Source organism: Paractinoplanes aksuensis, assembly GCF_024137025.1.
In the GTDB taxonomy this organism is placed as follows: Bacteria; Actinomycetota; Actinomycetes; order Mycobacteriales; family Micromonosporaceae; genus Actinoplanes; species Actinoplanes aksuensis.
Window position 1 is genome coordinate 201,948 of sequence record NZ_JAMYJR010000002.1, and the last position, 26,509, is coordinate 228,456.

Below are 26,509 nucleotides of genomic sequence, written 5' to 3' on the forward strand. Positions count from 1 at the left end.
GGCTGTTGGCTTTCCTGTCGGTGGTCGGGGTGGTTGCTGCCTGTTGCGTTGGTGGGGTGGCTGGGTGGCTGGGTGGCTTTCCAGGCGATCGGGGTGGTGGTCGGGGTGGCTGCCGCCTGTTGCATTGGTGGGGTGGCCGGGTGGCTTTCCAGGCGATCGGCGTCGCGGTCGGGGTGGCTGCCGCCGGTGTCGCATTGTGGGTGGCTGTTGGCTTCCCAGGCGATCGGCGTCGTGCTTGGGCTGGGTGCTGCCGCTTCATTTTTGTCGGTTTATCGGCGGCTGATAAAGCGATGGTTCATGCTATTTTCTGTATGTTGCTATTCGATTTTCCTTCATCGGATCCTTGCAGGCTCAAACCAGCATTTGGCCCGTTATTGCAGGTGAACTGTTAGCCGCTTTAAACATCGCGAGTGGCGGAGTCTTTACCCTGTGCTGCCATGTCCGTTCCGTTGATAAGCTCGATCATCATGGCTGTCCAGATTCGCCTCAATGCAAACGCCTGCCCCTGTTGATCAGGCCTAGAAGGGATGCCGGTGTGGCTGAAGCAAGTCTAGCGAAAGCCCAAAGAAATTGCCCCGGTTGCTGCTGTCAGAATAAGAAGTTGGCATGATCGACTAGTTATCCGACCGGGCGTGTCGTGAGCGGAAGCGAGAGAATATATGCATGCGGCAATTGCAGCTTTTCACCTCGTCCGAGCTAGCCACAATGCGGGACCGGACCAAAGCCAGAAACTATTCTCCCTCAGGCGAAGACTTCCGCCGCGAACACGAACGTCGCCGCGCATGGGGCCTCCAACAAAGGCACGCCGCCAAGCTCGCTTACATACGCCGCCAACGCAACGCCCAACCCGACTCACCTGACTGGCCCAGCTGGCCCATCCCAGACCCCCGCACCCAGTGGGAAGCCGACGCCCGCAACATTCTCAAGGCCGAGCAACGTGCCGCCCGCGCCTCTAATCCCGAGCCGCGCTCCGCTCCCGAGCCGCGCTCCGCTCCCGAGCCGCGCTCCGCTCCCGAGCCGCGCTCCGCTCCCGAGCCGCGCAGTAACCCCGATTCGCACCTGGTCCCTGAGTCGCGTCCTGTCCCTGAGTCGCGCCCTGTCTCCGTGACGCCGCGCCCTGAGCCCGAGCGGCGCCCTGCCCCCGAGCCCGATCCGCGCGCCCAGCCTGGTTCTGATCCACTTGACCAGCCCAGCGACGTCTCAGGCGACCAGTTGCCGCGCCTTCCTCGAAGACTCCCACCACCCCGCAGCCCCCGAACCGAAACTTCCAAGACGACCGCGGCCCACCACCCTCAAGCTCACCCGCCCGGCCGCGACCATGCCCGGCCACAGCCGCGTCAACTACGCCGTCGACGGCGCACCGAACCGACTGGATTCACCGCGACCACCAACCAGCCGCGGATGGCGACGGCCGCCGCCTCGCTCAGAAGGCCGAGGCCTGGCCGGCCAATCGACCATCGATTACCGCAACCGGCGGCAACAAGGGCGAGCGCAGAGTCCCGCGCCTGGAGAACGCTCGACCACCCGCCGACCGCGACGGGCGGCACTTACCTCATCCACGACGCCGAGCGGCTGGGAAGTGCTCGACCACTGGCTGTCCGCGAGGGGCGGCAGTTGCCTCGGTCACGACGCCGAGTGCCTGGGAGGCGGCCCGATTACCCGCGAGGGGCGGCACTTGCCTCGGCCACGACGCGGGGTGCTGGGAAGTGCTCGACCACCCGCCGTCCGCGAGGGGCGGCAGTTGCCTCGGCCACGACGCGGGGTGCTGGGAAGTGCTCGACCACCCGCCGTCCGCGAGGGGCGGCAGTTGCCTTGGCCACGACGCCGAGTGCCTGGGAAGCGACCCGACAACCCGCGACAGGCCGCAAACACCTCGCCCACGGCGTGCGGTGCGGAGGCGGCTGATCGAGAATCGATATCGCGTGGGGGCATCAGCGAGGGTGGGTATGGCGCTCGATGCCTGGCCAGCCGTGCCTGACCGCGATGCCCAAGACTGGGGCAGCCGATCGGCCATCGACCAGCGATAAGGGCACGCGGTGAACTACGCCTGGCAAACCTCGTTCTAGACGAGCGGCACTGCGGCTCCGCTGACTCGGACTCCGGGGTCTCCGGGTTCCAGTTTTACGGTGAGCCGGCTGGGGCGGCCGAGGTCGTCGCCTTGGCGGAGGTGCAGGGTGGCGTCGGGGCTCACCAGGCGCAGCGCCCGCAAGTAGCCGCCCAGGGCGGCCGCCGCGGCGCCGGTGGCGGGGTCTTCCACGACGCCGCCGACGGGGAACGGGTCGCGCACGTCGAACGTGGTGGGGCCGGTGCGGTGGACCAGCTGGATCGTGGTCCAGCCTCGAGCCTCCATCAGGCTTTTCAGGGCGTCGAAGTTGTAGTCGAGGTCGGCCAGCCGGGCACGAGAACGCGCGGCGATGATCGGGTGGTAGGCCCCGGCGTACGCGATCTGGGGTGGCAGTTCCGGGTCCAGGTCCGACAAAGACCAGCGCAGCGCCGTCAACAGTGCGGCCAGCGTCGACGGCGGCAGTTCGTCGATCGTCGGGGCGACGCTGGTCAGGGTGGCCTGGCCGTCCTCGACCGTAACCGGCACCTCGCCAGCTCTCGTGGTGAAGATGTAAGAGCCGGGGCCCAGGGCGACCGCGGTGGCGATCGTGGCGTGGCCGCAGAACGGGACCTCGGCCAGCGGGCTGAAATACCGCACGCCGTAGTGGTCCTCGCCCAGCGTCCGGGTCACGAAGGCCGTCTCCGAGTAGCCCACGTCCGCGGCCATCTTCAGCATGGTCGCGTCGTCCAGGCCGGCCGCGTCCAGGACCACGCCGGCGAGGTTGCCGCCGGCGGGGTCGGTGCTGAAGGCCACGTATCGCTGCACCACAGTCATGCCGCCAAAACTAGACCCAGGTCGGCGTCATGCCACCCGCATATCGGGCGCCGACGCCGCCCGACGGCAGGATTTCGGCGATGGCAGCCAGGTCTTCGGCCGACAACTGCAACGACGCGGCCGCGAAGTTCTCCTCGACGCGCTGCACGCTGCGGGTGCCGGGGATCGGGACGATGTCCTCGCCCTGGGCCAGCAGCCAGGCCAGGGCCAGCTGCGAAACCGTCGCGCCCCGCGTGGAGGCCAGCGCGCCCAAACGACGTACGGCCTCAAGGTTCTTCTCGTAGTTGCCGGGTTGCCACCGCGGGTCGTGGCGGCGCATGTCGCTCTCGTCGTACTCGGCGGCCGGTTTGGCGGCGCCGGTGAGGAAGCCACGGCCCAGCGGCGAGTACGCCACAAAGCCGATGCCCAGCTCGCGCAAGGTCGGGAACAGCTGCTCGACGTCCCGCTCGAACAGCGAGTACTCCGTCTGCAGCACCGACACCGGCTGCACGGCGTGGGCCTTGCGGATCGTCGCCGGGCCCGCTTCGCTGAGTCCGAAATACTTCACCTTGCCGGCGTCGATGAACTCCTTGACCGTGCCCGCCACGTCCTCGATCGGGACGGTCGGGTCGACCCGGTGCTGGTAGAGCACGTCGATCGTGTCCACGCCCAGGTAGCGCAGGCTGTTCTCGACCACCTCGCGGATGTGGCCGGGGCGGCTGTCGAAGCCGAAGTCGTGGGTGAAGCCGAACTTGGTGGCGATGACGATCTCGTCGCGGAAGCCCTTCACGGCCCGACCGACGACCTTCTCGTTCTCGCCCCACCCGTACAGCTCGGCGGTGTCGAAGAACGTGACGCCCAGGTCGTGGGCGCGCTGGATGGCGGCGACCCCTTCCTGCTCGTCGCCGGGACCGTAGGCCAGGTTGATGCCCATCGCCCCGTAGCCGAGGGCCGAGACGCTCAGGCCCTGCATCCCGAGAGTGCGTTGCTGCATGTTGATCTCCCAAAAGCCAAACCAAACTGTTTGGTTTGACCCTAGCCCGAGACCGGGTGAACGCCAACCCGGCCGTAATCTTGTGACCATGGACTCGACCGAGGAGCGCATCGTCGCCGCCGCCACGGCCGAGTTCGCCCGGTACGGCATCGCCGGCGCGCGCATCGAGCGGATCGCCAAAGAGGCCCGCACCAGCAAGGAGCGCATCTACGCGTACTACCGCGGCAAGGAGGCGCTCTACCGCCACGTCGCCGCGCAGGAGCTCACGGCCATCGCCGAGGCCACCCGGCTCGACCCGAAAAACCTTCCCGAGTACGCCGGCCGCGTCTACGACTACTTCACGACGCACCCGGAGCGCTACCGCCTGATGATGTGGGGCCAGCTCGAACTGGCCCCCGAGGATCCGGCCGACAACCCGCTCCGGACATCGATGGGCCGCAAGATCGAGACGCTCAAGCAGGCGCAAGCCGACGGCGAGCTCGACAAAACCTGGGAAGCGGTCGACATCCTGATGTTCGTCAACCAGATCGCCATGGCCTGGGCCGGTCAGTCCGTGGTCACACCGGGCCACGACGAGCCGGCCCGCCGCCGCGCCGCGGTGGTGGCGGCGGTGCGCCGGCTGTTTCCGGAAAGCGAGCTGCGGCGGATTGTCACAGGGCCGGAGTAGCGTTCGTGCGGTGACAGATGCACCAACCGCGATCACACCCCCGTCCGACCTTCCGCGCACCCTGGGCGAGCTGCGGGCCTCCGGCCACGAGTTCCGCACCGTCAAGGAAGAACTGCGCGACAACCTGCTGTCCCGGCTGCGCTCGGGCGCGCCGCGTTTCCCCGGCATCGTCGGCTACGACGACACCGTTCTGCCCGAGGTCGAGCGGGCCCTGCTGGCCGGGCACGACATGGTGCTGCTGGGCGAGCGCGGCCAGGGCAAGACCCGGCTCATCCGCGGGCTGATCGACCTGCTCGACGAGTGGACCCCGGTCATCGGCGGCTCCGAGCTGCACGAACACCCCTACCATCCGCTCACTCCGGCCTCACGGCGGCTGGTCGCCGAGACGGGCGACCTGCTGCCGATCGGCTGGCTGCACCGCTCCGAGCGGTACGGCGAGAAGCTGGCCACCCCCGACACCAGCGTCGGCGACCTGATCGGCGACGTCGACCCGATCAAGGTGGCCGAGGGCCGGGCCCTGGGCGACCCCGACACGATCCACTTCGGGCTGGTGCCGCGGACCAACCGGGGCATCTTCGCCGTCAACGAGCTGCCCGACCTGGCCGAGCGCATCCAGGTGTCGCTGCTCAACGTGCTCGAGGAACGCGACATCCAGGTCCGCGGCTACCAGCTGCGGCTGCCGCTCGACCTGCTGCTGGTGGCCTCGGCCAACCCCGAGGACTACACCAACCGCGGCCGCATCATCACCCCGCTCAAAGACCGGTTCGGGGCCGAGATCCGTACGCACTACCCGGTCGACCTGTCGCTCGAGACCGAGCTCATCCGGCAAGAGGCGGCGCTGGTCGCGTCCGTGCCCGACCACCTGATCGACGTGCTGGCCCGCTACACGCGCGCGGTGCGCGAGTCGCCGGCGGTGGACGCGCGGTCGGGCATCTCGGCCCGGTTCGCGATCGCCGCGGCCGAGACCACGGCGGCCTCGGCGTTGCGGCGCAGCGGTCTGCGGCAGGAGCGGGAGGCCGTGGCCCGCGTCTGCGACACCGTCTCGGTGACGTCGACGCTGCGCGGCAAGGTCGAGTTCGAGAGCGGCGAGGAGGGGCGCGAGACCGAGGTCCTGGCCCACTTGCTGCGGGTGGCGACGGCCGAGACGTTCCGCGACCGGCTGTCCGGTCTCGACCTGTCCGGGTTCACCGACCTGGTGGCCGAGGGCGCCATCATCGAGACGGGCGACCTGGTCAGCGCCGACGAGCTGCTGGGCCAGATCGGCACCGTGCCAGGGCTGGCCAAGGTGCTCGACCGGCTCGGCCTGGGCGACGCGCCCTCGCCGGGGCAGGCGGCGTCGGCCATCGAGTTCGTGCTCGAGGGGCTCCACCTGACGAGACGGCTGGCCAAGGAACTCACCGACGACGGCCGCACCCTGTACGGGAGCTGACCATGGCTTCCGGCAGGTTCAGGTATGGGGCGTGGCGCGACGGGCCCGACCCGCTCGCCCCGCCGTACGACGTGCGGGCGGCCGTCGACGAGGTCGGCGAGCGCGTCCTGGCCGGCGACAGTCTGCGCGACGTGCTGCGTGACCTGGTGCGGCGGGGCCCGCAGGAGGGCCGCGGGCTCGACGCGCTGCGCGACCGGGCCCGCCGGCTCCGTCGCGAGGCGTTGCGCCGGGGCAACCTCGACGGCGCGGTGACCCGGGCTCAGCAGCTGCTCGACCAGGCCGTCGCCACCGAGCGCGACGAGCTGACCCGGCGCGACGACGACGCGGCCCGGTTCAGCGAGGCCGTGCTCGACAACCTGCCGCGCTCGACGTCGCGCGCGGTCGAGGAGCTGTCCGACTACCAGTGGGCGTCGTCCGAGGCCCAGCAGCTCTACCAGCAGATCCTCGACGGGCTGCGGCGCGAGGTGGTCGAGCAGCGGTTCGCCGGCATGAAGCAGGCGCTGCAGTCGGGCGACATGCAGGGCGTCAGCGAGATGGTGTCCGACCTCAACGACCTGCTGGCCAAGCACGCCCGCGGCGAGGACACCGACGACGCGTTCCAGCAGTTCATGGCCAAGCACGGCCAGTTCTTCCCCGAGAACCCCAAGAACGTGGACGAGCTGATCGACTCGCTGGCCCGGCAGGCCGCGGCGGCCGAGCGGCTGATGCGCTCGCTGTCGCCGCAGCAGCAGGAAGAGCTGTCGCGGCTGATGGACCAGGCGCTGGGCGACGGGCCGCTGCGCGGTCAGCTCGGCGAGCTCACCGACAACCTGCGGGCGCTGCGGCCCAACCTCAACTGGGGGCGCGGCGAGCGGATGCGCGGGCCGCAAGACCTGGGCTACGGCGACGCCGCGGCCGCCCTGGGCGAGATCGGGGAGCTCGACGAGCTGCTCGACCAGCTCGGCCAGGAGCATCCGGGAGCCACGCTCGACGACGTGGACGTCGAGATGGTGGAACGCCAGCTCGGCCGGGGCGCGGCCGACGACGTCCGCCGCCTGCGGGAACTCGAACGGGAACTCAGCCGGCAGGGGTGGGTCACCCGCGACAGCGAGGGGCTGACGCTCTCGCCCAAGGCGTTGCGGCGGCTCGGGCGTACGGCATTGGCCCAGGTCTTCGACGATCTGTCGGGGCGCAAGCAGGGGCAGCACGACCTGCGCGACGCCGGCGCGGCGGGCGACCTGATCGGGTCGTCGCGGCGCTGGGAGTTCGGCGACGAGCAACCGCTCGACGTGGTGCGCACGATCGGCAACGCGGTGCGGCGGCAGGCGTCCCGCGGTGGGGTGGGGGTTCTGCCCGTACGCCTGGAACCGGACGACTTCGAGGTGGCCGAGACCGAGCGGCGGGCCTCGGCGGCGGTCGCGCTCTGCGTCGACCTGTCCTACTCGATGTACGCCGACGGGCGCTGGGGCCCGATGAAGCAGACCGCGCTGGCCCTGTCGCACCTGGTCGCGACCCAGTTCCCGCAGGACTCGCTGCAGATCATCGGGTTCGGCAAGTACGCCGGCGCGCTGTCGCAGGGGCAGCTGGCCGCGATCGACCCGACGGCCGAGAAGGGCACCAACCTGCAGCACGCGCTCAAACTGGCCGGCCGCCACCTGCGCCGTCACCCGGGGGCCGAGCCGGTGGTGCTGGTGGTGACCGACGGCGAGCCGACGGCCCACCTCGAGCCGGACGGCGAGGCCATGTTCTGGTGGCCGCCGCTGCCCGAGACGATCCGGGCCACTATCCACGAGGTCGACCACCTGACCCGGTTCGGGGCCACGCTCAACTTCTTCATGCTGGGCGAGGACGACGGGCTGCAGCGGTTCGTGGCCGCGGTGGCCGAACGCAACGGCGGCCGGGTGTTCAGCCCGGACGCTGACGAGCTGGGGCGGTACGTGGTCGACGACTACGTGCGGGCCCGGCGCGGAAGGCGCTGATCCGTCATCCGGGCCGCGCGACTGATCAATCTCGTGTTGCTGCTGCAGTCGCGCGGCTCGATGACGGCGGCCGAGCTGAGCAAAGAGCTCGAGGTCTCCGAACGCACCGTCTATCGCGACGTCGTCGAGCTGTCGGCGGCCGGGGTGCCGGTGTACGCCCTGCAGGGCCGGGCGGGCGGCTATCAGCTGGTCGACGGCTACCGCACCCGGCTGACCGGGCTGTCGCGGGCCGAGGCCGAGGCGTTGTTCCTGGCCGGGTTGCCCGGTCCGGCCCGTGAGCTGGGCCTGGGCGAATCGGCGAGAACTGCACAGCTGAAAGTGCTCGCGGCCCTGCCGCCGGGGTTGCGGGACGCGTCGTCGATCGCCGGGCAGCGGTTCCACCTGGACGCGCCGGGCTGGTTCCACGACCCGGAAACGCCGCCGGTGCTGGGCGAGCTGGCCCAGGCGGTGTGGCAAGACCTGGAACTGACCATGCGGTACCGGCGCCCCGACGAGGTCGAACGGGTCGTCGAGCCGTACGGTCTCGTGCTTAAGAACGGGGTCTGGTACCTGGTCGGGCGGGTGGGGGAGTCGCTGCGCTCCTACCGCGTCGACCGGATCACCGAGGTGGCGCCGACCGGGCGCACCTTCGACCGCGGGCCCGGGTTCGACCTGCCGTCGTTCTGGGCCGAGCGGGCGGTCGAGTTCGTCCGGCAGATGCTGCGCGAGACCATCGAGATCCGGCTGAGTCCCGACGGGCAGCGCCTGCTGCGATTCGTCGTGGAGGACGTGGCTCTGCGCGAGGCGGTGACGGACGAGCCGGACCCGGACGGTTGGGTCCGGACCCGGCTTCCCGTCGAGTCGCTCGACGTCGGTTACACGTACATGCTGCGCCTCGGGCCCGAGGTCGAGGTGCTGGCCCCGCCGGCGCTGCGGCAGCGTCTCAGGAAAGCGGCCGAAAGCATGAGAGCTCTCTACCGATAACCGGTCACGTCGGCCGGCTTACCCGGGTCCTGCACCTCGACCAGGTAGCGCCAGGCGTCGGGCCGGCTGCCGTCGAGGTCGGTGAAGCCGTACACCTGGGCCAGTTCGCCGCTCGAGACCGACCGGCCGTTCCAGCGGGCCCGGTCGGGGTCACCGGCCAGGGCGGCCACGGCCCTTCCGACGTACGCCGGGGATTCGGAGATCGCGAAATGCGGTTCCTTCGCGCAGGCGTCGCGCCAGTTGTCCTCGGTGACCCCGAACCCGTCGAGCATCATCTCGGACCGCAGCCACCCCGGTGTCAGCGCGACCGCGGTGCCGCCGGTTGCCGCCACGTCCTGCGACCACGCGAACGCCAGCCGGTTGACGCTCACCTTGGCCAGGTCGTAGAAGACCGAGAGGCGGTAGTTCTTCTCGTTGTACGCGGTGGTGCCGTCGCCCATCTCGACGACGAGCCCGCCCGGCTCCCGGTTGAGCAGCGGCAGCGCGTAGTGGGAAGTAATGATGTGCGTGTCGATGGCCAGCCGCAGCAACCGGAACCCCTTGTCGAGCGGCTGTTCCCACACCGGTTTGTGCCAGGTGGCCAGCGGATCGCCGCCCCAGATGTCGTTGACCAGCACGTCCAGCCGGCCCTGCTCGCCGTCGATGCGCTGCACGAGCTGCTCCACCTGCTCGGGCACCAGGTGGTCGACGACCACCCCGATGCCCCGCCCGCCGGCCGCGGTGATCAGCTCGGCCGTCTCCTCGATCGTCTCGGGCCGGTCCATCTCGGAGCGCCGGCCCCGGGTGCTGCGCCCGGTCGCGTACACGGTGGCCCCGGCTGCGCCGAGCTGCACGGCGATCTGTCGTCCGGCGCCCCGGGTCGCTCCGGCCACGAGCGCGACCTTGCCTGTCAGTGGTTGTTCTGCCATGGGAGTCATGCTCCCGGCAAAACCTGACAACCGATGGCACTCTTTCCGGCATGATCCGCGACGAGATGCTCAGCGACCTGTCCGATCTGATCGGCTCGGTGACCCGGCCTCACCCGGTGCGGGTCGCGATCGACGGCCGGCCCGCGGCGGGCAAGACCACGCTGGCCGACGAGCTGGGCGCGGTGCTCCGCGCCCGCGGCCGCGAGGTGATCCGGACGTCGATCGACAACTTCCTGCGGCCCCGGGCCGACCGGTACCGGCGCGGCGAGTTCTCGATCGAGAGCAACTATCACGACTCGTTCGACTTCGACGCCTTGCACCAGCAGTTGCTCGGCCCGCTCGGCCCCGGCGGGAACCGGCGGTATCGCGGGGCGGTCCGCGACCGGGTCACCGATGTCGCGCTGACCCCGCCCTGGGAAACGGCCCGACCTGACGCCGTCCTGCTGTTCGACGGCGTGTTCCTGATGCGCCCGGAGCTGGACGACCACTGGGACCTGCGCGTGCTCGTCGCGACGTCGTTCGGGGTCACCCTCGACCGGGCCCGGGTCCGCGACGAGGCCGAGTACGGCTCGGCGGAGATCGTCGAGCGGCGGTTCGAGCAGCGCTACCGCCCCACACAGCAGTACTACGCGGACACTGTCCGTCCCGCCGAGCGGGCTGACGTGGTCGTGCACAACGACACGCCCGCGCGACCCTCCTGGGATGTCCGGTTGTAATGAGCTAGGTTCCTAGGACGGCGGACACGTTGTGCGACACGTGACGGGTCCGCGACGGAGATTCTGAAGCTCGTTATAGTTGCTCGGCGAGTGGCCGGTCGGGGGTCCGGGCGTCGGGGGACGCATGCATCCGGGCAGTGCCGTGCCTCTCGCCGGGGGTGTCGCCGGGACGCCCGGTGCTCGAGGGGGAGAGGAAGTCGATGTCGCAGCAGCCTGCGTCGTCCACCGTTTCCGCTCCCTCCAACCGGATCTGGACGATTCCGAACGTCATCAGCTTCATCCGGCTGCTCGGCGTTCCTCTTTTTCTTTATCTGCTGCTCGGGCCGCAGCACGACGTGGCTGCGGTGATCGTGCTGGCCGTCGGCGGTACGACCGACTGGGTCGACGGCTACGTGGCGCGGCGGATGAACTCGGTCAGCCGGCTCGGGGAGCTGCTCGACCCGTTCGCCGACCGCCTCTACATCCTGGCCACGCTGATCGGCTTCACCCTGCGCGACGTGGTCCCGTACTGGCTGACCGGAGCCTTGTTGCTGCGCGAGCTGGTGCTGGGCATCGCGCTGCTGGTGCTGCGCCGGCACGGCTACGGTCCGCCGCCCGTGCACTACGTGGGCAAGACCGGCACGTTCGTGCTGCTGGCCGCGTTCCCGGTGATCCTGCTGGCCGCGGCCGTGCCGTCGATCGACTCGTGGGCCGGGCCGCTGGGCTGGGGGCTCGCGTGGTGGGCGCTCGGGCTGTACTGGGCCGCGGGCGTGCTCTATCTGCTGCAGACCGCCCGGCTGTTGCGGGCCTCGCGGGCGGCGGCCTGATGACTGTCGCGCCCGACCCGCCCGGCGAGGAGGCGCAGCCGGCGAAGCGGGTGTACGCGCCGGACTTCCTCACCGAGCTGTTCCGCAATCCGCTCGAACCCGGTTACGCCGACGCCGCCGCCCGTAAGCAGCGCGAGGGGGAGCCCACCGGCACCCCCAAGGCGCTGCGCAGCGCGTCGCTGGCGGTCGCCCTGGTCGTGCTCGGCTTCCTGCTGGTCGTGGCCTATCAGCAGACGATCGCGGACGAGCCGGCCCGCACGACGGCCCGGGCCGAGCTGATCGATCAGGTCCAGAACCGGCGCGAGACCACCAAAGAGCTGCAGCAACGGGCCGATCGGCTGGCCGACGAGGTGTCCGCGCTGCGCGACCGGGAACTCGGCGGCGAGGCCGCGCGCAAGCTGCAGGACACCGAGGCGGCCACCGGGCTGGCCCCCGTCCGCGGCTCGGGCGCGAAGATCACCGTGGCCGACGGGCCGACCCCGATCAACCCGGTCACCGGTGAGCGCAACACGGCGGCCCGGGTCAAGGACTCCGACCTGCAGCTGGCCGCCAACGCGTTGTGGTCGCTGGGGGCCGAGGCGATCGCGGTCAACGGGCAGCGGCTGACCGCGACGTCGACGATCCGGCAGGCCGGCGAGGCGATCCTGGTCGACCTCAGCCCGGTCACCACGCCGTACGAGGTGACGGCGATCGGCCCCGACGACCTCGCGAGGGACTTCCACGACGGGTACGCGGGCCGGTTCTTCGAGCAGCTCGCGGCCAAGTACGGGATGTCGTTCGACTCGCGTAAGGCCGATGACCTGCGGCTCGAGGCGGCGACCGAGCTCAAGCTGCGGGTGGCCGAACCGTCGCTGCCGCCGCCCGCGCCCTCCACATTCCTCTCCGGCTCGCCGTCGACCCCGGCCGAGCCGTCCCGCTCATCGTCGGAAGGCGGCCGATGATCGCCGTTCTCGCCCTGATCGCCGGTGTCGCCCTGGGCATCGTGTTCCATCCGACCGTGCCGCCGGAGCTGGCGCCGTACCTGCCGATCGCGGTGGTGGCGGCGCTGGACGCGGTGTTCGGCGGGGTGCGGGCCAAGCTCGACGGCATCTTCGACGACAAGCAGTTCGTCGTCTCGTTCATCTCGAACGTGCTGGTGGCGGCGCTGATCGTCTATCTCGGCGACCAGCTCGGGGTGGGCACGCAGCTGTCCACGGGCGTGGTCGTGGTGCTCGGCGTGCGGATCTTCGGCAATGTGGCGGCGATCCGCCGGCACCTGTTCCGGGCGTGATGCGATGACCGACAAGAGCGAACCCCGGCCCGAGTACGACGCCGAGCCCGGCATGCCGACGGCCGGCCGTCCGCCCGTGCCCGTCGAGAACGAGGCCGACGAGGTCACGCAGCTGCTGAGCGGTGAGGGACCGACGGTGGAGACGCCCCGGAAGGCGCTGCTCGAGCCGAAGACTGTTGATCTCGACGGGCCGACGAGGCGGCTGTCCGTGCCGTCACCCGAACCGGTGACCGAGGCGCCCGAACCTGTCGATGACACAGAGCGGGTGAAGGCGGCAGCGGGGGACGACGTGGCGGCGGCCGCACCGCCTCCGGCTGAGCGGCCGGAAGTCGTACAAAATAAGCCTGGTTTTTTCAGCACGCTCAAGAAGCGGCCGTCGTCGTCGCCGGCGGGCCTGCTGATCCTGGCTCTGCTCGCGTTGTTCGGGTTCACGCTGGTGGTGCAGCTGCGGAGCAACGACGGCGGCGACGGGCTGGCCACCGCGCGGCAGGAGGACCTGGTCCGGATCCTGAGCGAGCTCGAGGCGCGCGACAGCCGGCTGCAGAGCGAGATCAGCGCCCTGGAGACCAGCCAGCGCCAGCTCACCAGCGGCGTGGCGGGGCGGCAGGCGGCGCTGGCCGAGGCCGAGAAGCGGGCCGACGAGCTGGGTCTGCTGGCCGGCACGGTGCCGGGGCGGGGACCGGGCCTGCGGATCGTGATCGACGGGGTCAAGGCCTCGGCGATCCTCAACACCGTGCAGGAGCTGCGCGGGGCCGGCGGCGAGGTCATGCAGATCGCCGGGGCCGAGGGCAAGGCCGTCCGGATCGTGGCGTCCAGCTACTTCGTGGACGCCGAGGGCGGCGGCGTCATCGTCGACGGCGACCGGATGACCGGACCGTACACGCTGACCGTGATCGGGGTGCCTCAGGTCATGCAGACCGCGTTGCAGATCCCGGGCGGGGTGGTGGCGTCGGTGAACTCCGGCGGCGGTAGCGTGACATTGGAACAACGGACCTTGGTCGAAGTGACCGCGGTACGCGACGCCACGACATTGCAATACGCACGGCCGGCGTCCTGAAAGGCGCGCCGGTGATAGCCATTAAACGGGAGAGAACGCGTGATTCCTGAGGACCTGCGGTACACGGCTGAACACGAGTGGGTGGCCGGTGACGGCAGCGGTCCCGTGCGCGTGGGCATCACCCACTTCGCGCAGGACGCGCTCGGCGACATCGTCTTCGTCGACCTGCCCTCCGAGGGCGCCGAGGTGACGGCGGGCGAGACGTTCGGCGAGGTCGAGTCGACCAAGAGCGTCTCCGAGCTGTACGCGCCGATCACCGGCACGATCGTGGCCAAGAACGCGTCGCTGGGCGACGAGCCGGAACTGATCAACGCCGAGCCCTATGCGGCCGGGTGGCTGGTCGAGATCGCGCCGGCCGATCCGGCCGCGGTGGCGCAGCTGCTGGACGCGAACGCATACAAAGCTTTGACGGAGAGCTGACGCAAGTCAGTGTGTCCGGTTGCCCCGCGATATTGGCGCTGACTAGGCTCGCGGGGCACAACATTGTTATGTCTGAAGAAAAACCGATAGTCGTGCGTCCAAGCCTTCCGGCTGCGGCGGGGGAGACCCGTGCCGCGAGGCGACGACCAACTGATCCGCGAGGTGGTCCATGACGCGCCCAGACGACGAGTTCCCCCCACTCGACGTCACGTCCACGCTGAACCTCGGAGCCCTCGACGAGGTGCTCGAGGGTCCCGACACCGACGTGGTGCCGAGCCGCATGTCCGGCTCGCTCCCGCCCGGGATGGCGCTGCTGGTGGTGCGCCGGGGTCCCAACGCGGGCGCCCGCTTCCTGCTCGACCACGACGTGACGACCAGTGGACGGCACCCCGACAGTGACATCTTCCTCGACGACGTGACGGTGTCCCGCCGCCACGCCGAGTTCCACCGCGACGGCGGCACCTTCACGGTGCGCGACGTGGGCTCGCTGAACGGCACGTACGTCAACCGCGAGCGGGTCGAGGCGGCCACGCTCAGCAACGGCGACGAGGTCCAGATCGGCAAGTTCCGGCTGGTCTTCATCGCCGGCCCGCGGCCCGAGGGCGAGGGCAACTAGCAGTGAATTCGTCGGGGGCGGCAGCACGCGACCCGGGGGCCTCGCGTCCCCAGGGTCAGCGTGAGGCTGCCCTGATGAGCATCGGGGAGGTGCTGGCCCATCTGCGCACCGAGTTCCCCGACACGACGATCTCGAAGTTGCGGTTCCTGGAGGCGGAGGGGCTGGTCGATCCCCAGCGCACCGCCTCCGGGTACCGCAAGTACTCGTGGAACGACATCGCGCGCCTGCGTTTCGTACTGACCGCGCAGCGCGATCAATACCTTCCGCTGCGGGTGATCCGCGAGCAGTTGGAACAGATGGAGTCCGAGCCGGTGGCGCCCAGCCGCCCGGCCTTGGTCGCCGTGGGCGCCGAGAAGGCGGCTGATCCGTCCGACACCCGGGTCCCCCGGGAGGATGTGATGGAACGCACGGGCGCGACGGGCGAGCTGCTCGACGAGCTCGAGCGGATGGGCCTGGTCACGGCCCGTCCTCCGGGGTGGTACGACGGCGACGCCGTGGTCATCGTGGAGGCCGTGGTCGGCCTGACCAAGTACGGGTTGGAGCTGCGCCATCTGCGCGGCTTCCGGGCCGCCTCGGACCGTGAGGTCGGCCTGTTCACCCAGCTGCTGGCGCCCCTGGTGCGCCAGAGCGACCCGGCCGCGCGGGCCCGGGCCAACGAGACCGCCCGTGAGTTGCAGGCGCTCTCGCAGCGTCTGCACGCCGCTCTGGTCCGGGCCGGGCTGCGCGGCGAACTCGGGCGTTGACGGGCCTGTTTCGCCGGGTGTGCCGCAGCGGTGGGAACCTCACTCCGTGCGTGTAACGTGCAGGTGAGGGTTCAAGGCGGGCGAGGACGACACGGAGGCGGGGCTGTGCGCGAGCTGAGCGTGGTCGGAGTTCGGGTGGAGCTGCCGAGCAACCAGCCGATCGTCCTGCTGCGAGAGGTGGATGGCGATCGCTATCTGCCCATCTGGATCGGTGCGGTCGAGGCGACCGCCATCGCGTACGAGCAGCAGGGGGTCAAGCCGGCCCGGCCGTTGACCCACGATCTGCTCCGCGACATCCTGACCGCGCTCGAGGCGCCGCTGACCGCGGTCGAGATCACCGAGCTCAAGGACAACGTCTTCTACGCCGACCTGCTGATCGGTGAGGACGTGCGGGTCTCGGCCCGGCCGAGCGACTCGATCGCCCTGGCGTTGCGGGTGGGCGCGCCGATCCGCTGCGCCGAGCAGGTGCTGACCGAGGCCGGCATCGTCATTCCGGACGAGCAGGAGGACGAGGTCGAGAAGTTCCGCGAGTTCCTCGACCAGGTCCGTCCCGAAGACTTCGCGGGCTGATCCTCATCACTGATCGAAACCAGCCACACGGGGCTGGTTGATCGACAACTGCCTCGCTCCCGCGCGGCGTGTCGCCGCGTTACTTCTCTGTTTCCGCGACCGCTGAGATATACGCTCGTGAAGTCCAGGTGAAGCGGCGGCACCGCGCAGCGGGGAGGTGGTCGCGTGCACGAGCAGCCTCTTGAACAAGATGGTCCCCTCGTCGGCGAGGACGGCTCGGTCGGTTATCGCGGGGTGACGGCGTGCCAGGCGGTGGGCATCAGCTACCGCCAGCTCGACTACTGGGCGCGCACGACGCTCGTCGTCCCGAGCATCCGGGACGCGTCGGGGTCGGGCACCCAGCGGCTCTACTCGTTCCGCGACCTCGTGGTCCTCAAGGTGGTCAAGCGCCTGCTCGACGCCGGGGTGTCGCTGCAGAACATCCGCCGGGCGATCGAGGCGCTGCGCTCGCGCGGCGTGGAGGATCTGGCCGGCATCACGCTGATCTCCGACGGCACGACGGTGTACGAGTGCCGCTCGCCGGAAGAGGTCGTCGATCTGCTGCAGGGCGGTCAGGGCGTGTTCGGCATCGCCATCGGCGGCGCCTTCAAAGAGATCCAGGGTTCGCTGTCCCACCTGCCCGCGGAGCCCGCGGGCGGCCCGGTGCCGCTGGTCGGCGACCCGGAGCCCGCCGCCGGCGACGAGCTGGCCGCACGACGGGCCCGCCGCCGCGCCGGCTGATCCGCTGTCCCGAGGCCGGGCTTGACCCTCACACTGTGTGAGCCGTCACGCTGAAGGCATGACGACATCAACGATGACCGATCTCGGACGTCACGCCGACGCGGTGGCGGCGCTGCCGGGCGACCTGGCCTCGATCGTCCGCACCGTGCAGGGCCTGTTCATCCATGAGGCCTGGGCCGACGCGTACGGGGTGAAGGTGGCCGACCCGGAGACCGCGAACCTGCGCCGCACGGAGGACCTGCTGGACGCGGCCGGCGACCGCCCGCTCGGACAGGCCCGGCCGCCGGCCGACCGGGTGTCGACCATGTGCCGCAGCTTCTCCGTGGTCACGGCGGCGATGCTGCGTGCCCACGGCGTGGACGCCCGGGCCCGGGCCGGTTTCGCGTCCTACTTCCTGCCCGATTTCTGGGAGGACCACTGGGTCGTCGAGTTCCGCGACGGCGAGCGGTGGCGGCGGGCCGACCCGCAGATCGACGACCTGCAGCGCGAGGCCCTCAAGATGGACTTCGACCCGCTGGATCTGCCGGACGGCCGGTTCCTGACGGGCTCGGAGGCGTGGCGCCGGATCCGGGCCGGGCAGGCCGACGCGGACACGTTCGGCTTCAGCGGCATCCCCGATTTCCGGGGGCAGTGGTTCGTCGCGGGCTCGGTGATCCTCGACCGGGCCGGCGGCGAGGCGCTGCCGTGGGACGCCTGGGACCCGATGCCCGGCCCCGGCGAGGAGGTCGACGTGGCCCGGTTCGACCGCATCGCCGCTGGTGAGGAACCGGTTGTCGTTCCGGCCGAAGTGCTGAACACGCGCCGCGGGACCCGGGAGAAGCTGTAGCGTCGGTAGACGTGATCCCGCAGCATTTTCCGCTCTATCTGCGCGAACTCGGCGCCGCTCCGGCCGACGACAAGGTCTGGCTCGTCGTCGGCTGGATGCCCGACACCGTCTCCGGTCTGCCCCGTCAGCCGGTGGCCCTGCTGTGCGACGGCGACGTCGAGGAGCCGCGGGTGCTGGAGAAGACGACCGTCTATCGCGTGCTGGGGCCCAGCCGCCACTGAGCGTGCCCGTGACATGACCTCAGGTGTTGTCTATGCTTCCAGGTGCCTGAGACCCGGGATCTGGGGGACGTGACGTGCCGCTGCCTGCTGCGAAACCACCCGCTCCGCGCCCGCTCGACGAGGCCCGCCGGAGCCCCATCGACCAGATCGGACGCGCCGCCTCCGCGAGCATCGTGCGGCGCATCGTCCGGCTGGAGCGAACCAGGGACCGCTCCGAGGTGACCCCCTTCTCGTCGGGGATCTGATCCTCAGGTGGACGGCCCGTGGCGCCCGCTGCGCCACTTCGTGCTGAAGGTCCACAGCCGCTGCGACCTCGCGTGCGACCACTGCTACATCTACGAGCACGCCGACCAGTCCTGGCGCGGGCGGCCCGTCACGATGGCCCCCGCGACCGTGCGGGCCGCGGCCGGGCGCATCGCCCAGCACGCCGCGCGGCACGGCCTGGCCCGGGTGGGCGTGATCCTGCACGGCGGCGAGCCCCTGCTGCTCGGCGCCGGGCGGCTGCGCGCCGTCCTCGAGGAGTTGCGCGGCACCATCACCGCGGTGTGCGAGCTCGACCTGCGGATGCAGACCAATGCCGTACGCCTGGACGCCCCGACCTGTGAGCTGCTGCTCGACCATCGGGTGCGGGTCGGGGTGTCGCTCGACGGCGGCCGGGCCGACAACGACCGGCACCGGCGCTACCGCAACGGCGCGTCCAGCCACGCGAAGGTGCGGGCCGCCCTCGAGCTGCTGCGGCGCCCCCGCTACCGCCCGCTCTATGCCGGTCTGCTGTGCACGGTCGACCCGGCCAACGACCCGCAGTCGGTCTACGAGGCGTTGCTGGCCGAGGACCCGCCGCGGATCGACCTGCTGCTGCCCCACGCCACCTGGGACGAGCCGCCGGCGCCGGTCGGTCCGTGGCTGCGCGCCTTCCACGAGCGCTGGGCGGCCGCCGGCTGCCCGGTCCCGGTCCGCCTGTTCGACTCGATCCGCTCGCTGGGGCTGGGCGGGCCGAGCCAGACCGAGGCGGTCGGCCTCGACGACGGCGACGTGGTGGTGATCGAGACCGACGGCGCGTGGGAGGAGCCGGACTCGATGAAGACCACCGTGGACGGCGGCGCCGCCACCGGTCTGACCGTGTTCGACGCCTCGGCCGACGACGTGACCGACCTGCCCGCGATGCGCCGCCGGCGGTCCGGGTTGTCAGCGCTGTCGGACACGTGCCGGTCCTGCGACCTCGTGCGCCAGTGCGGCGGCGGCCTGACCGCGCACCGCTGGAGCGCCGCCCGCGGCTTCGACAACCCCTCGGTGTACTGCGACGACCTGAAGGAGCTCATCATCGCGATCAACGAGCACCCCGGTCCGGTCGCGGGCGACCTCGGCGCACTCCCGGCGGACGCCTTCGACGGGCTGGCCTACGGCTACGGCGACGCGGCGGCGGTCGCGCTGCTGGCCGACGCCGAGCTGGCCGTCAACCGGGCCCTGGTGGGCGAGGTGGTGGGGGAGACCGCGGCCGGCGGGCGGCTGCTGGCCGACCTGGAACGGCGCGCGCCCGAGGTGTTCGACGAGGTGCTGCGGCACCCGTTCGTGCGGTCGTGGGCGGTCAGCTGCCTCGACGGCGGCGGCTCGGACTGCGACCCGGACTGGACCGCGGCCATCGCGGCCGCGGTCGCGGTGCGGGCCGGGATCGAGGCCGAGATCCCGGTGCGGGCCCACGGCGGGCGCATCCACCTGCCCACGGTCGGGTTCTTCGCGGCGCCCGCGGCCGAGGTCACGGTGATCCCCGAGCCGGGCGGTTTCACGCTGCGCTGGCCCGGCGGCCGCACCCAGGTGCCGGGGGCCCGCAACGGCTGGCACGAGGCCCGCTGGGTCACCGTGGACGGGGTCCGCATCCTGCTCGAGGACGCGGACCCCTACCGCGACCGGCTCGAGCACGCCGCGGCCGGGCACCTCGACGCCGCGGCCGCCGGGGGCTGGTCGGCCGTGCTGGCCCAGGCCTGGGACCACCTCGCGGCCGACGCCCCCGAGCAGCTCGACGGCCTGCGCCAGGGTCTGCGGGCGATCGTGCCGCTGGCCCCCGCGCCCGACGGAACCCTGCGCAGCGCCACCTCCCGGCACGCGTTCGGCGCCCTCGGCCTGGCCCGGGCCGACGACCCGGCCGCGCTGGCCGTGCTGCTCGTGCACGAGTTCCAGCACACCAAGCTGGGCGCGGTGCTCGACCTGATCGACCTCGTGCCCGACGACGCGGTGACCGAGCGGCTGCGGGTGGGCTGGCGACCCGACCCGCGCCCGGTCGAGGCGGCCCTGCAGGGGGCGTACGCCCACCTGGCCGTGGCCGACGTCTGGCGGCGGCGCGACAACCCGGAGCTGTTCCGGATGTATCGCGACTGGACCGCCGAAGCCATCGACGCGCTGCTCACCGGCGACCGGCTGACCCCGGCCGGCGCCCGCTTCGTGCGCCGGATGGCCGACACCGTCCACAGCTGGCCCGGCTGATCGACCACCGTCCCTCGTGGAGGTTGCGATCCCATGGTTGACTGAGCGTCTTGTGGCACAGGACGTGAGCGTGGCAGCGGCGGCCGAGCGGGAGGATCCGGCGGCGCCGGTCTTCTTCCTGAGCTACTGGCGGCCCGACCCGCCCGCGTTCGGGGCCGGCCCGCCGCGCGAGGCCAACCGGTTCGTCATGCGGTTCTTCGACGACCTGACCGAGGACGTCAACAACCTGATCGGCTCGGTCCCCGGGCGTGACCCCGGTTTCCTCGACGTCACCCGCGGCGGCGGCGAGTTGTGGGAGAAGCGGCTGCTGCACGCGGCCGGCACCTGCCAGGTCTTCATCTGCCTGCTGTCCGGCCCCTACCTGACCGGCAGCGAGTGGTGCGCCCGGGAGTGGGACCTGTTCTCGCGGCGGGCGGTGGTGGCCCGCCAGGGGCCCGTGGCGCACGACGAGAGTGCCGTCGTCCCGGTGCTGTGGACGCCGCTGAGCGACCCGCTGCCGCCGGCCGTGGCCGACGTCAACCTGTTCATGCCGACCCGGCTGCGTGACGACTTCCGCGCCGACTATCAGGCCGAGGGTTTGCTGGGGCTGCTGCGCACCGGCAAGGAGCCGATCTACCAGGCCATCGTGTGGCGGATCGCGCAGCACGTGGAACGGGTCCGCCGGCACTACCGGGTCGAGCCGTTGCACCTGGACGGGCCCGGCGACCTGCGCACCACCTTCGAGAGGGGTGGCCGATGACGCAGCCGCGCTACTACTTCTACCTCAGCTACGGGCACTCGGTGCGGCTGCGGGCCGACGACCGGCCCGACACCGATCACTGGGCCGGGCAGCTGTTCACCGAGCTGTCGGGTGAGGTGGCCAAGCTGGTCGGGGCCGACCGCCGCACCCCGGTCGGCTACTACGACGATCTGGTGCAGCCGCTGGCCGACTGGAAGACGGCGCTGGCCGACGTGCTGAGCAGCACCGACGTGTTCGTCGCGCTCTACTCGCCGGGCTACTTCAACAAGTCGTGGCCGCTGCGCGAACGGGCCTCGTTCATCAGCCGCTACGCCGACCCGGCCATGGCCGAGGGCTTCCTGCTGCCGGTGCTGTGGGTGCCCTGGTCACCCTGGGAGCACGAGGCCGAGCGGGGTGCGGCGCTGCGGCTCGGCGCCGGCATTCCCGAGTACGCCGAGGAGGGCCTGCAGGCGATGTCCAGGCTCAGCCTCTACCGCCGCCAGTACCGCACGGTCGTCCGCCGGCTGGCCTACCAGATCGTCACGCTGGCCGCCGACGCCCCGCGCCCGGCCCCGCTGGCCGTGGCCATCGACGAGGTGAGCGCCGAACCGACCGCGGCCAGCGAGATCGTGCTGACCGTGGCCGTGCTGGCCCCGGCCCGATCCGAGCTGCCCCCGGGCCGTACGGCCGGGTCGTACGGCACGACGGCCCGGGCCTGGACTCCGTACCGGGACCTGCAGCACTTCCCGCTGGCCGAGTACGTGGCCAATGTGGCCGAACGCCTGGGCCAGCCCACCCGCATCGTCGACCGGCCGGACGACCTGGCCGCGCTCGGGCAGGGCGCGGCGCTGGTGCTGATCGACCCGTGGGCGGCGGCCACCCCCGACGGCCTGGAGCGGCTCTCGGGGCTGGCCGGGCGGATCCCCGACTGGGCGACCGTGCTGCTGGTGGCCGACCGCTCCGATCCGGAGTACGCCGCGCGCGGCGCCACCCTGCACGCCACGGTGGCCGATACCCTCGTCACCGCCGGGGTGGCGCGCAGCCGGATCACGCTGCTGCGCGACGCCGACCGCCTGGCCGAACGGATGCCGTCCATCATCGACCAGGCGTGCACCGCGTACCGCAAGACCGCCCCGGTGTTCCTGCCCAAGGGCGCCGACTCGACCCTGCCCAGGATCACGGGGGAACCAGCATGACCGACGGCCGCGGCGGCAAGGTCGTCACGTTCTATTCGTACAAGGGAGGCACCGGCCGCACGATGGCGCTGGCCAACGTGGCCTGGATCCTGGCCGCCAACGGCAAACGGGTGCTGGTGGCCGACTGGGACCTCGAGTCGCCCGGCCTGCACCGCTTCTTCCGGCCGTTCGTCGAGCCCGAGGCGCTGGCCGACTCGGGCGGCGTGATCGAGCTGGTCCGCGGCTACGAGCAGGCCACCCTGCAGGACGTGGAACGCGACGACGACTGGCACCGCGACTACGCCCGGGTCAGCCGGCACGCCTTCACGATCAACTGGGACCGGTTCCCGAACGGCGGCACGCTCGACTTCCTGGGCGCGGGCAGCCAGAACCAGGACTACGCGCGCAGCGTCTACGAGCGCGACTGGGACGAGTTCTACGAGCGGCTGGGCGGCGGGCAACTGTTCGACGCGCTGCGCGAGGACATGAAGCAGCACTACGACTACGCCCTGATCGACTCGCGGACGGGGTGGAGCGACGTGGCCGGCATCTGCACGGTGCACATGCCCGACGTGCTGATCGACTGCTTCACGTTCAGCGAGCAGGGCATCGACGGCGCGGCCACGGTCGCCGCCAACGTGTCGTCGCAGCAGGGCCGCCGCCAGATCCGCATCCTGCCCGTGCCCATGCGGGTCGACCTGGCCGAGCTCAAGCGGGCCGACGCGGGGCGGATCGCCGCCCGCCAGCGGTTCGGCGGGCTGCCCGGCAACATGACCACGGCCGAGCGCGATGCCTACTGGTCGACGGTCGAGGTGCCCTACGTTCCCTTCTACGCGTACGAGGAGACCCTGGCCACCTTCGGCGACCGGCCGGGCTCGCGCAGTTCGATGCTGGCCGCCTACGAGACGCTGACGAAATACATCACCGACGGCGAGATCACCGCGCTGCCGCCCATGGAGGAGTCGCTGCGCGAGCGGACCGCGGCCCGGTTCGTCCGCCCGACGGTCCGGCCCGAGTCGACGATCGCGCTGCGCTTCGCCCCCGACGACCGGGTCTGGGCCGAGTGGATCGGCAAGGTGCTCGAGACCGCGGGCGTCACCGTCCACCCGGTCGCGGTCGACCCGGACGCCGACAACGTGCCCACCCCGGCCGGGCGCATCCTGACCGTGGTCTCGGCGGCCAACGCGCTCGCCGAGCAGGCCCGGGTGCCCCGCGACCGGACCGACCCGCGTACGCCCCTGGTCGTCTACGTCACCGACGTGAGCGCGTTGCGCGGGCAGTCCGAGAGCGACTCGGCCTTCCTCAGCGGCCAGCCCGAGGAGCTGGCCGTGACCCGGCTGCTGCGACTCGTCGGGCACCCGGTCGACGACTTCGACCGCACCCGCATCGGCCTGCGCTACCCCGGCCGGTCGACGCTGCTGTTCAACGCGCCCATCCGCAACGTGCAGTTCACCGGCCGCGAGAAAGACCTGCAGGATCTGCGGGGCAAGCTGCAGACCAGCAGCAGCCCGGTCGTGCTGTCCGGGGCGTCGCCGGTCGCGTTGCAGGGCATGGGCGGCATCGGCAAGACCCAGGTCGCCATGGAGTACGCCCACCGCTTCCGCAACGCCTACGACTTCGTCTGGTGGATCGACGCCGACCCGGTCACCTTCGTCGACACGCAACTGTCCGACCTGGCCCGTGAGCTCGGTCTGGCCTCCGACGGCGGCATCGCCGAACAGGCCCAGGCCGTGCTGAGCGCGCTGCGCCGCGGCCGGGCCCTGGGCCGCTGGCTGGTCGTCTTCGACAACGCCGAGGACATCGCCGTGGTCAGCCGCTTCCTGCCGGCCGGGCCCGGCGGCCACGTCATCGTCACCTCGCGCGACGCGGCCTGGGGCGAGCACGCCCAGACCGTCCAGGTCGACGTGTTCGACCGCCGCGAGAGCATCAGCCACCTGCGGCGGCGGGTCCCCAGCCTGCGCGCCGACGACGCCTCCCGACTGGCCGAGCTGCTCGGCGACCTGCCCATCGCGGTCGCCGCGGCCGGCGCCTGGCTGGCCGACACGGGCGCCCCGGTCTCCGACTACCTGCGCCACATCGAGCAGTACGGCCCGGCCAACCTCGAATCGGTGTGGGACCTGTCGCTGAAACGGCTCGAGGAGCGCTCGGCCGCGGCCTACCGGCTGCTCACCCTGTGCTCGGTGCTGGCCCCGCAGATCGCCCTCGACCTGGTCTACAGCGACCGGATGGCCGAACTGCTGCGCCCGCTCGACCCCATGGTCACCGACGCCATGTACCGCGGCTCGCTGATCCAGCAGATCAACCGGCTCGCCCTGCTCAAGGTCGACGTCGGCGGCGGCCAGATCCACGTGCACCGGATCGTGCAGCACGTGGTGCGCCAGCGGATGACCCCCGAACAGGTCGAGGAGGCCCGCCGCCAGGTGCACCTCGTGCTGGCCGCGGCCCGGCCCACCGGCGAGGTCGACGACCCCAAGAACTGGCCCCGGTTCCGCCAGCTGTGGACCCACCTCGAGGTCTCGCAGGCCCACCTGTCCCGTGAGGAACCGGTCCGGCGGCTGATCATCGACCGGGTCCGCTACGTGTGGCAGTCCGGCGGGTACAACGACGGCCGCCGCCTGGCCGAGGAGTACGTGCGCCGCTGGACCGAGCTGCGCGACCGGCTGACCGACCCGGCCGAGCGCGACTCGCTGAGCCGTCAGCTGCTCTATCTGCGCTTCAACCTGAGCAACATCGTCCGCGACCGGGCCGACTTCGCCGAGGCCCGGGCCCTGGACGAGCAGGTGCTGACCGAGCAGCGCGACCTGCTGGGCGAGAACCACCCGCACACCCTGACCACGGCGGGCGGGCTGGGAGCCTCGCTGCGCGCTCTCGGTCTGTACGCCGACGCGCTGCGCCTGGACGAGCGGACCACCGCGGCCTGGATCGAGAACTTCGGCGAGGACCAGTTGCGCACCATGATGGCCATGAACAACCTGGCCAGCTCGCTCCGGTTGTCGGGGCGGGTGCGCGAGGCGCGGGACCGCGAGCGGCACCTCTACGAGCGGTGCAACCTGGTGCTGGGCGAGAACCACATCCTGACCCTGCAGGTCGGCAACAACTTCGGCCGTGACCTGCGCGAGGCCGGGGAGTACGTCGAATCGATCACCCTGCTGCAGGACGTGCTGGCCCGCCATCGCCGCGCGTTCGGTGACAACGCGCCGAAGACGTACAGCACCATGACGAACCTGGCGGTGTCGGAGCGCAGCGCGGGCCGGTCGCGGGAGGCGGCCAACCGGCTCGACCTGGCCTACGACAACCTGAACCGGCTGCTCGGTCCGGACGGGCCGGAAACGCTGGCCTGCCGGCTCTCGCGGGCGGTCAACCTGCTGGCCACGGGGGAGCCGGACACGGCCGGGGACGAGATGGCCCGGGTCGAACGGTCCTACCGGGCCCGGCTCGGGGCGTCGCACCCGCACACGCTGACCTGCGTGAGCAACCGGTCGACGGTGGCCCGCGCCCTGGGCGACCTGGGCACCGCGCGGCGGCTGGCCCGGGAGGCGGCCGAGGGCTTCGACCGGCGGCTGGGGCCGGACCACCCGTACACCCAGGCGGCCCGCATGAACCTGGCCATCTTCACGGCCGAGTGGGGCGCGGTGCCGGAGGCCTACGACATGATCGTGCCGGTCGTGGCCGGCATCGAACGCCTGCTGGGCCACAACCACCCGGACACGGCCCGGGCCGAGGCCAACCTGTCGCTGATGCGGGCCGATGTCGAGGGCCACGACCCGACCCTGGAACGCGAGGCCGTCCGCCGCCTGCGCGACCTGCTGGGCGACACCCACCCGGCTGTGGAGGCGCTGCGGGAAGGGCGTTATGTCCACCGCACCCTGGATCCCCACCCGTTCTGAGGGTGACTCGGTGAGCCCTACTGTTAGGGCGTTGACGGTTAGGGCTCTAACGGTTAGAGTTCTGAGTATGGACGCACCGGATCTCACCACGTCGCTTCAGCTGGTCCGCTGGATCGGGTGGGCGCAGCGCAAGGCGGCCGAGGACTGGGTTCGCGAGCGCGGGCTCAGCTTCGAGCAGAGCTTCGTGCTCGGCTACCTCACCCAGCAGCCGGGGGCGATCCAGCGTGAGCTGGCCGAGGTCACCCGGACCAGTGCGGCCAGTGTGTCCAGCCTGCTGCAAGGGCTGGAGCGGCGCGGGCTCGTCGAGCGGCGGTCCGAGCCGGGCAACGAGCGCGTCAAGCGCGTCTTCACCACGCCGGCCGGGCAGCAGTTGATCGCCGGGTTCGACGTCGCCATGGCCGCCGCCGACGAGAGCATCCTGGCTCCGCTCGACGACGACGAGCGGGCCACCCTGCAGGCCCTGCTCCAGAAGATCACCGCGGAACTGCCGCAGCCGACCCGCTAGAACAC

General features: G+C 71.2%; 25 protein-coding genes. 22 read left to right on the forward strand and 3 right to left on the reverse strand.

Features of this window, described 5'->3' with window-relative positions; genetic code table 11:
* The first annotated feature begins 140 nt into the window (after nt 1–140).
* The gene (locus M1L60_RS02895) at nt 141–392 is read left to right on the forward strand and encodes a hypothetical protein (protein ID WP_253235677.1); all 252 of its coding nucleotides are present in this window, start codon (nt 141–143) and stop codon (nt 390–392) included.
* Between the two features lie 1,670 nt (nt 393–2,062).
* Here the strand turns inward: M1L60_RS02895 and M1L60_RS02900 are convergent.
* Both M1L60_RS02900 and M1L60_RS02905 read right to left on the reverse strand, forming a co-directional pair.
* Nucleotides 2,063–2,878, reverse strand: coding sequence for a PhzF family phenazine biosynthesis protein (locus tag M1L60_RS02900; RefSeq protein WP_253235678.1), 816 nt, complete (start codon nt 2,876–2,878; stop codon nt 2,063–2,065).
* A 10-nt stretch (nt 2,879–2,888) separates the two neighbouring features.
* Nucleotides 2,889–3,851 carry an aldo/keto reductase gene (locus tag M1L60_RS02905; protein ID WP_253235679.1) on the reverse strand — a complete coding sequence of 321 codons (963 nt, stop codon included), beginning with the start codon at nt 3,849–3,851 and terminating at the stop codon, nt 2,889–2,891.
* An 88-nt stretch (nt 3,852–3,939) separates the two neighbouring features.
* Between M1L60_RS02905 and M1L60_RS02910 the strand changes: the two genes are divergently transcribed.
* Genes M1L60_RS02910 through M1L60_RS02925 form a run of 4 tightly spaced genes read left to right on the forward strand, consistent with a single transcriptional unit; the run spans nt 3,940 to nt 8,868 of the window.
* On the forward strand, nt 3,940–4,518 hold the full coding sequence (locus M1L60_RS02910; protein WP_253235680.1) for a TetR/AcrR family transcriptional regulator: 579 nt from the start codon (nt 3,940–3,942) through the stop codon (nt 4,516–4,518).
* Between the two features lie 10 nt (nt 4,519–4,528).
* Complete coding sequence (locus tag M1L60_RS02915; protein WP_253235681.1) at nt 4,529–5,947, forward strand: sigma 54-interacting transcriptional regulator; 1,419 nt, start codon at nt 4,529–4,531, stop codon at nt 5,945–5,947.
* 2 nt (nt 5,948–5,949) lie between these two features.
* The gene (locus M1L60_RS02920; protein ID WP_253235682.1) at nt 5,950–7,905 is read left to right on the forward strand and encodes a vWA domain-containing protein; all 1,956 of its coding nucleotides are present in this window, start codon (nt 5,950–5,952) and stop codon (nt 7,903–7,905) included.
* Between the two features lie 33 nt (nt 7,906–7,938).
* On the forward strand, nt 7,939–8,868 hold the full coding sequence (locus tag M1L60_RS02925) for a helix-turn-helix transcriptional regulator (protein WP_498370521.1): 930 nt from the start codon (nt 7,939–7,941) through the stop codon (nt 8,866–8,868).
* On the opposite strand, the gene M1L60_RS02930 is transcribed toward M1L60_RS02925, so the two are convergent.
* Nucleotides 8,859–9,776: an SDR family oxidoreductase gene (locus M1L60_RS02930; RefSeq protein WP_253235683.1), complete on the reverse strand. Its 918-nt coding sequence runs from the start codon at nt 9,774–9,776 to the stop codon at nt 8,859–8,861. The two genes, M1L60_RS02925 and M1L60_RS02930, sit on opposite strands and share 10 nt — an antisense overlap.
* Before the next feature lie 50 nt (nt 9,777–9,826).
* Between M1L60_RS02930 and M1L60_RS02935 the strand changes: the two genes are divergently transcribed.
* The 17 genes from M1L60_RS02935 (at nt 9,827) to M1L60_RS03015 (ending at nt 26,504) form a co-directional block, all read left to right on the forward strand.
* Complete coding sequence (locus M1L60_RS02935) at nt 9,827–10,492, forward strand: nucleoside/nucleotide kinase family protein (RefSeq protein WP_253235684.1); 666 nt, start codon at nt 9,827–9,829, stop codon at nt 10,490–10,492.
* Between the two features lie 200 nt (nt 10,493–10,692).
* Complete coding sequence (gene clsA, locus M1L60_RS02940; RefSeq protein ID WP_253235685.1) at nt 10,693–11,298, forward strand: cardiolipin synthase ClsA; 606 nt, start codon at nt 10,693–10,695, stop codon at nt 11,296–11,298.
* A complete protein-coding gene (locus tag M1L60_RS02945; protein ID WP_253235686.1) occupies nt 11,298–12,239 on the forward strand; it encodes a DUF881 domain-containing protein in 942 nt (313 codons plus the stop codon). The genes clsA and M1L60_RS02945 overlap by 1 nt, the downstream gene beginning before the upstream one ends.
* A complete protein-coding gene (locus tag M1L60_RS02950) occupies nt 12,236–12,568 on the forward strand; it encodes a small basic family protein (RefSeq protein WP_221377406.1) in 333 nt (110 codons plus the stop codon). Before M1L60_RS02945 ends, M1L60_RS02950 begins: the two co-directional genes overlap by 4 nt.
* Nucleotides 12,569–12,572: 4 nt before the next feature.
* Nucleotides 12,573–13,625 carry a DUF881 domain-containing protein gene (locus M1L60_RS02955; RefSeq protein ID WP_253235687.1) on the forward strand — a complete coding sequence of 351 codons (1,053 nt, stop codon included), beginning with the start codon at nt 12,573–12,575 and terminating at the stop codon, nt 13,623–13,625.
* A 39-nt stretch (nt 13,626–13,664) separates the two neighbouring features.
* Nucleotides 13,665–14,045, forward strand: a complete 381-nt coding sequence (gene gcvH / locus M1L60_RS02960; RefSeq protein ID WP_253235688.1) for a glycine cleavage system protein GcvH — start codon at nt 13,665–13,667, stop codon at nt 14,043–14,045.
* A gap of 169 nt (nt 14,046–14,214) precedes the next feature.
* Nucleotides 14,215–14,661, forward strand: coding sequence for an oxoglutarate dehydrogenase inhibitor Odhl (gene odhI, locus M1L60_RS02965; protein ID WP_203813631.1), 447 nt, complete (start codon nt 14,215–14,217; stop codon nt 14,659–14,661).
* A 74-nt stretch (nt 14,662–14,735) separates the two neighbouring features.
* Nucleotides 14,736–15,404 carry a transcriptional regulator FtsR gene (gene ftsR, locus M1L60_RS02970; protein WP_253235689.1) on the forward strand — a complete coding sequence of 223 codons (669 nt, stop codon included), beginning with the start codon at nt 14,736–14,738 and terminating at the stop codon, nt 15,402–15,404.
* Nucleotides 15,405–15,509: 105 nt separating this feature from the next.
* Complete coding sequence (locus M1L60_RS02975; RefSeq protein WP_221377409.1) at nt 15,510–15,974, forward strand: bifunctional nuclease family protein; 465 nt, start codon at nt 15,510–15,512, stop codon at nt 15,972–15,974.
* A gap of 165 nt (nt 15,975–16,139) precedes the next feature.
* Nucleotides 16,140–16,694: a MerR family transcriptional regulator gene (locus tag M1L60_RS02980; protein ID WP_253235690.1), complete on the forward strand. Its 555-nt coding sequence runs from the start codon at nt 16,140–16,142 to the stop codon at nt 16,692–16,694.
* A 58-nt stretch (nt 16,695–16,752) separates the two neighbouring features.
* The gene (locus M1L60_RS02985; protein WP_253235691.1) at nt 16,753–17,520 is read left to right on the forward strand and encodes a transglutaminase-like domain-containing protein; all 768 of its coding nucleotides are present in this window, start codon (nt 16,753–16,755) and stop codon (nt 17,518–17,520) included.
* A gap of 11 nt (nt 17,521–17,531) precedes the next feature.
* Entirely contained in the window at nt 17,532–17,741 is a 210-nt protein-coding gene (locus M1L60_RS02990) for a hypothetical protein (RefSeq protein ID WP_253235692.1), read from the forward strand.
* A 252-nt stretch (nt 17,742–17,993) separates the two neighbouring features.
* On the forward strand, nt 17,994–20,219 hold the full coding sequence (locus M1L60_RS02995) for an FxsB family cyclophane-forming radical SAM/SPASM peptide maturase (RefSeq protein WP_253235693.1): 2,226 nt from the start codon (nt 17,994–17,996) through the stop codon (nt 20,217–20,219).
* A 64-nt stretch (nt 20,220–20,283) separates the two neighbouring features.
* The gene (locus M1L60_RS03000; protein WP_253235694.1) at nt 20,284–20,958 is read left to right on the forward strand and encodes a TIR-like protein FxsC; all 675 of its coding nucleotides are present in this window, start codon (nt 20,284–20,286) and stop codon (nt 20,956–20,958) included.
* Nucleotides 20,955–22,133: an FxsC protein gene (gene fsxC / locus M1L60_RS03005; protein WP_253235695.1), complete on the forward strand. Its 1,179-nt coding sequence runs from the start codon at nt 20,955–20,957 to the stop codon at nt 22,131–22,133. Before M1L60_RS03000 ends, fsxC begins: the two co-directional genes overlap by 4 nt.
* Nucleotides 22,130–25,999 (forward strand): FxSxx-COOH system tetratricopeptide repeat protein, encoded by a 3,870-nt coding sequence (gene fxsT / locus M1L60_RS03010; protein ID WP_253235696.1) that lies wholly within the window; start codon nt 22,130–22,132, stop codon nt 25,997–25,999. Before fsxC ends, fxsT begins: the two co-directional genes overlap by 4 nt.
* 67 nt (nt 26,000–26,066) lie before the next feature.
* Nucleotides 26,067–26,504: a MarR family winged helix-turn-helix transcriptional regulator gene (locus M1L60_RS03015; RefSeq protein WP_253235697.1), complete on the forward strand. Its 438-nt coding sequence runs from the start codon at nt 26,067–26,069 to the stop codon at nt 26,502–26,504.
* Nucleotides 26,505–26,509 lie beyond the last annotated feature (5 nt).

What these genes read in the sequence shown, in the direction of transcription:
- M1L60_RS02900 (WP_253235678.1), bottom strand. Translation starts at nt 2,878, where the DNA reads ATGACTGTGGTGCAGCGATACGTGGCCTTCAGCACCGACCCCGCCGGC.
- M1L60_RS02905 (WP_253235679.1), bottom strand. Translation starts at nt 3,851, where the DNA reads ATGCAGCAACGCACTCTCGGGATGCAGGGCCTGAGCGTCTCGGCCCTC.
- M1L60_RS02910 (WP_253235680.1), top strand. Translation starts at nt 3,940, where the DNA reads ATGGACTCGACCGAGGAGCGCATCGTCGCCGCCGCCACGGCCGAGTTC.
- M1L60_RS02920 (WP_253235682.1), top strand. Translation starts at nt 5,950, where the DNA reads ATGGCTTCCGGCAGGTTCAGGTATGGGGCGTGGCGCGACGGGCCCGAC.
- M1L60_RS02930 (WP_253235683.1), bottom strand. Translation starts at nt 9,776, where the DNA reads ATGGCAGAACAACCACTGACAGGCAAGGTCGCGCTCGTGGCCGGAGCG.
- M1L60_RS02935 (WP_253235684.1), top strand. Translation starts at nt 9,827, where the DNA reads ATGATCCGCGACGAGATGCTCAGCGACCTGTCCGATCTGATCGGCTCG.
- clsA (WP_253235685.1), top strand. Translation starts at nt 10,693, where the DNA reads ATGTCGCAGCAGCCTGCGTCGTCCACCGTTTCCGCTCCCTCCAACCGG.
- M1L60_RS02945 (WP_253235686.1), top strand. Translation starts at nt 11,298, where the DNA reads ATGACTGTCGCGCCCGACCCGCCCGGCGAGGAGGCGCAGCCGGCGAAG.
- M1L60_RS02950 (WP_221377406.1), top strand. Translation starts at nt 12,236, where the DNA reads ATGATCGCCGTTCTCGCCCTGATCGCCGGTGTCGCCCTGGGCATCGTG.
- M1L60_RS02955 (WP_253235687.1), top strand. Translation starts at nt 12,573, where the DNA reads ATGACCGACAAGAGCGAACCCCGGCCCGAGTACGACGCCGAGCCCGGC.
- odhI (WP_203813631.1), top strand. Translation starts at nt 14,215, where the DNA reads ATGACGCGCCCAGACGACGAGTTCCCCCCACTCGACGTCACGTCCACG.
- ftsR (WP_253235689.1), top strand. Translation starts at nt 14,736, where the DNA reads ATGAGCATCGGGGAGGTGCTGGCCCATCTGCGCACCGAGTTCCCCGAC.
- M1L60_RS02985 (WP_253235691.1), top strand. Translation starts at nt 16,753, where the DNA reads ATGACGACATCAACGATGACCGATCTCGGACGTCACGCCGACGCGGTG.
- fsxC (WP_253235695.1), top strand. Translation starts at nt 20,955, where the DNA reads ATGACGCAGCCGCGCTACTACTTCTACCTCAGCTACGGGCACTCGGTG.
- fxsT (WP_253235696.1), top strand. Translation starts at nt 22,130, where the DNA reads ATGACCGACGGCCGCGGCGGCAAGGTCGTCACGTTCTATTCGTACAAG.
- M1L60_RS03015 (WP_253235697.1), top strand. Translation starts at nt 26,067, where the DNA reads ATGGACGCACCGGATCTCACCACGTCGCTTCAGCTGGTCCGCTGGATC.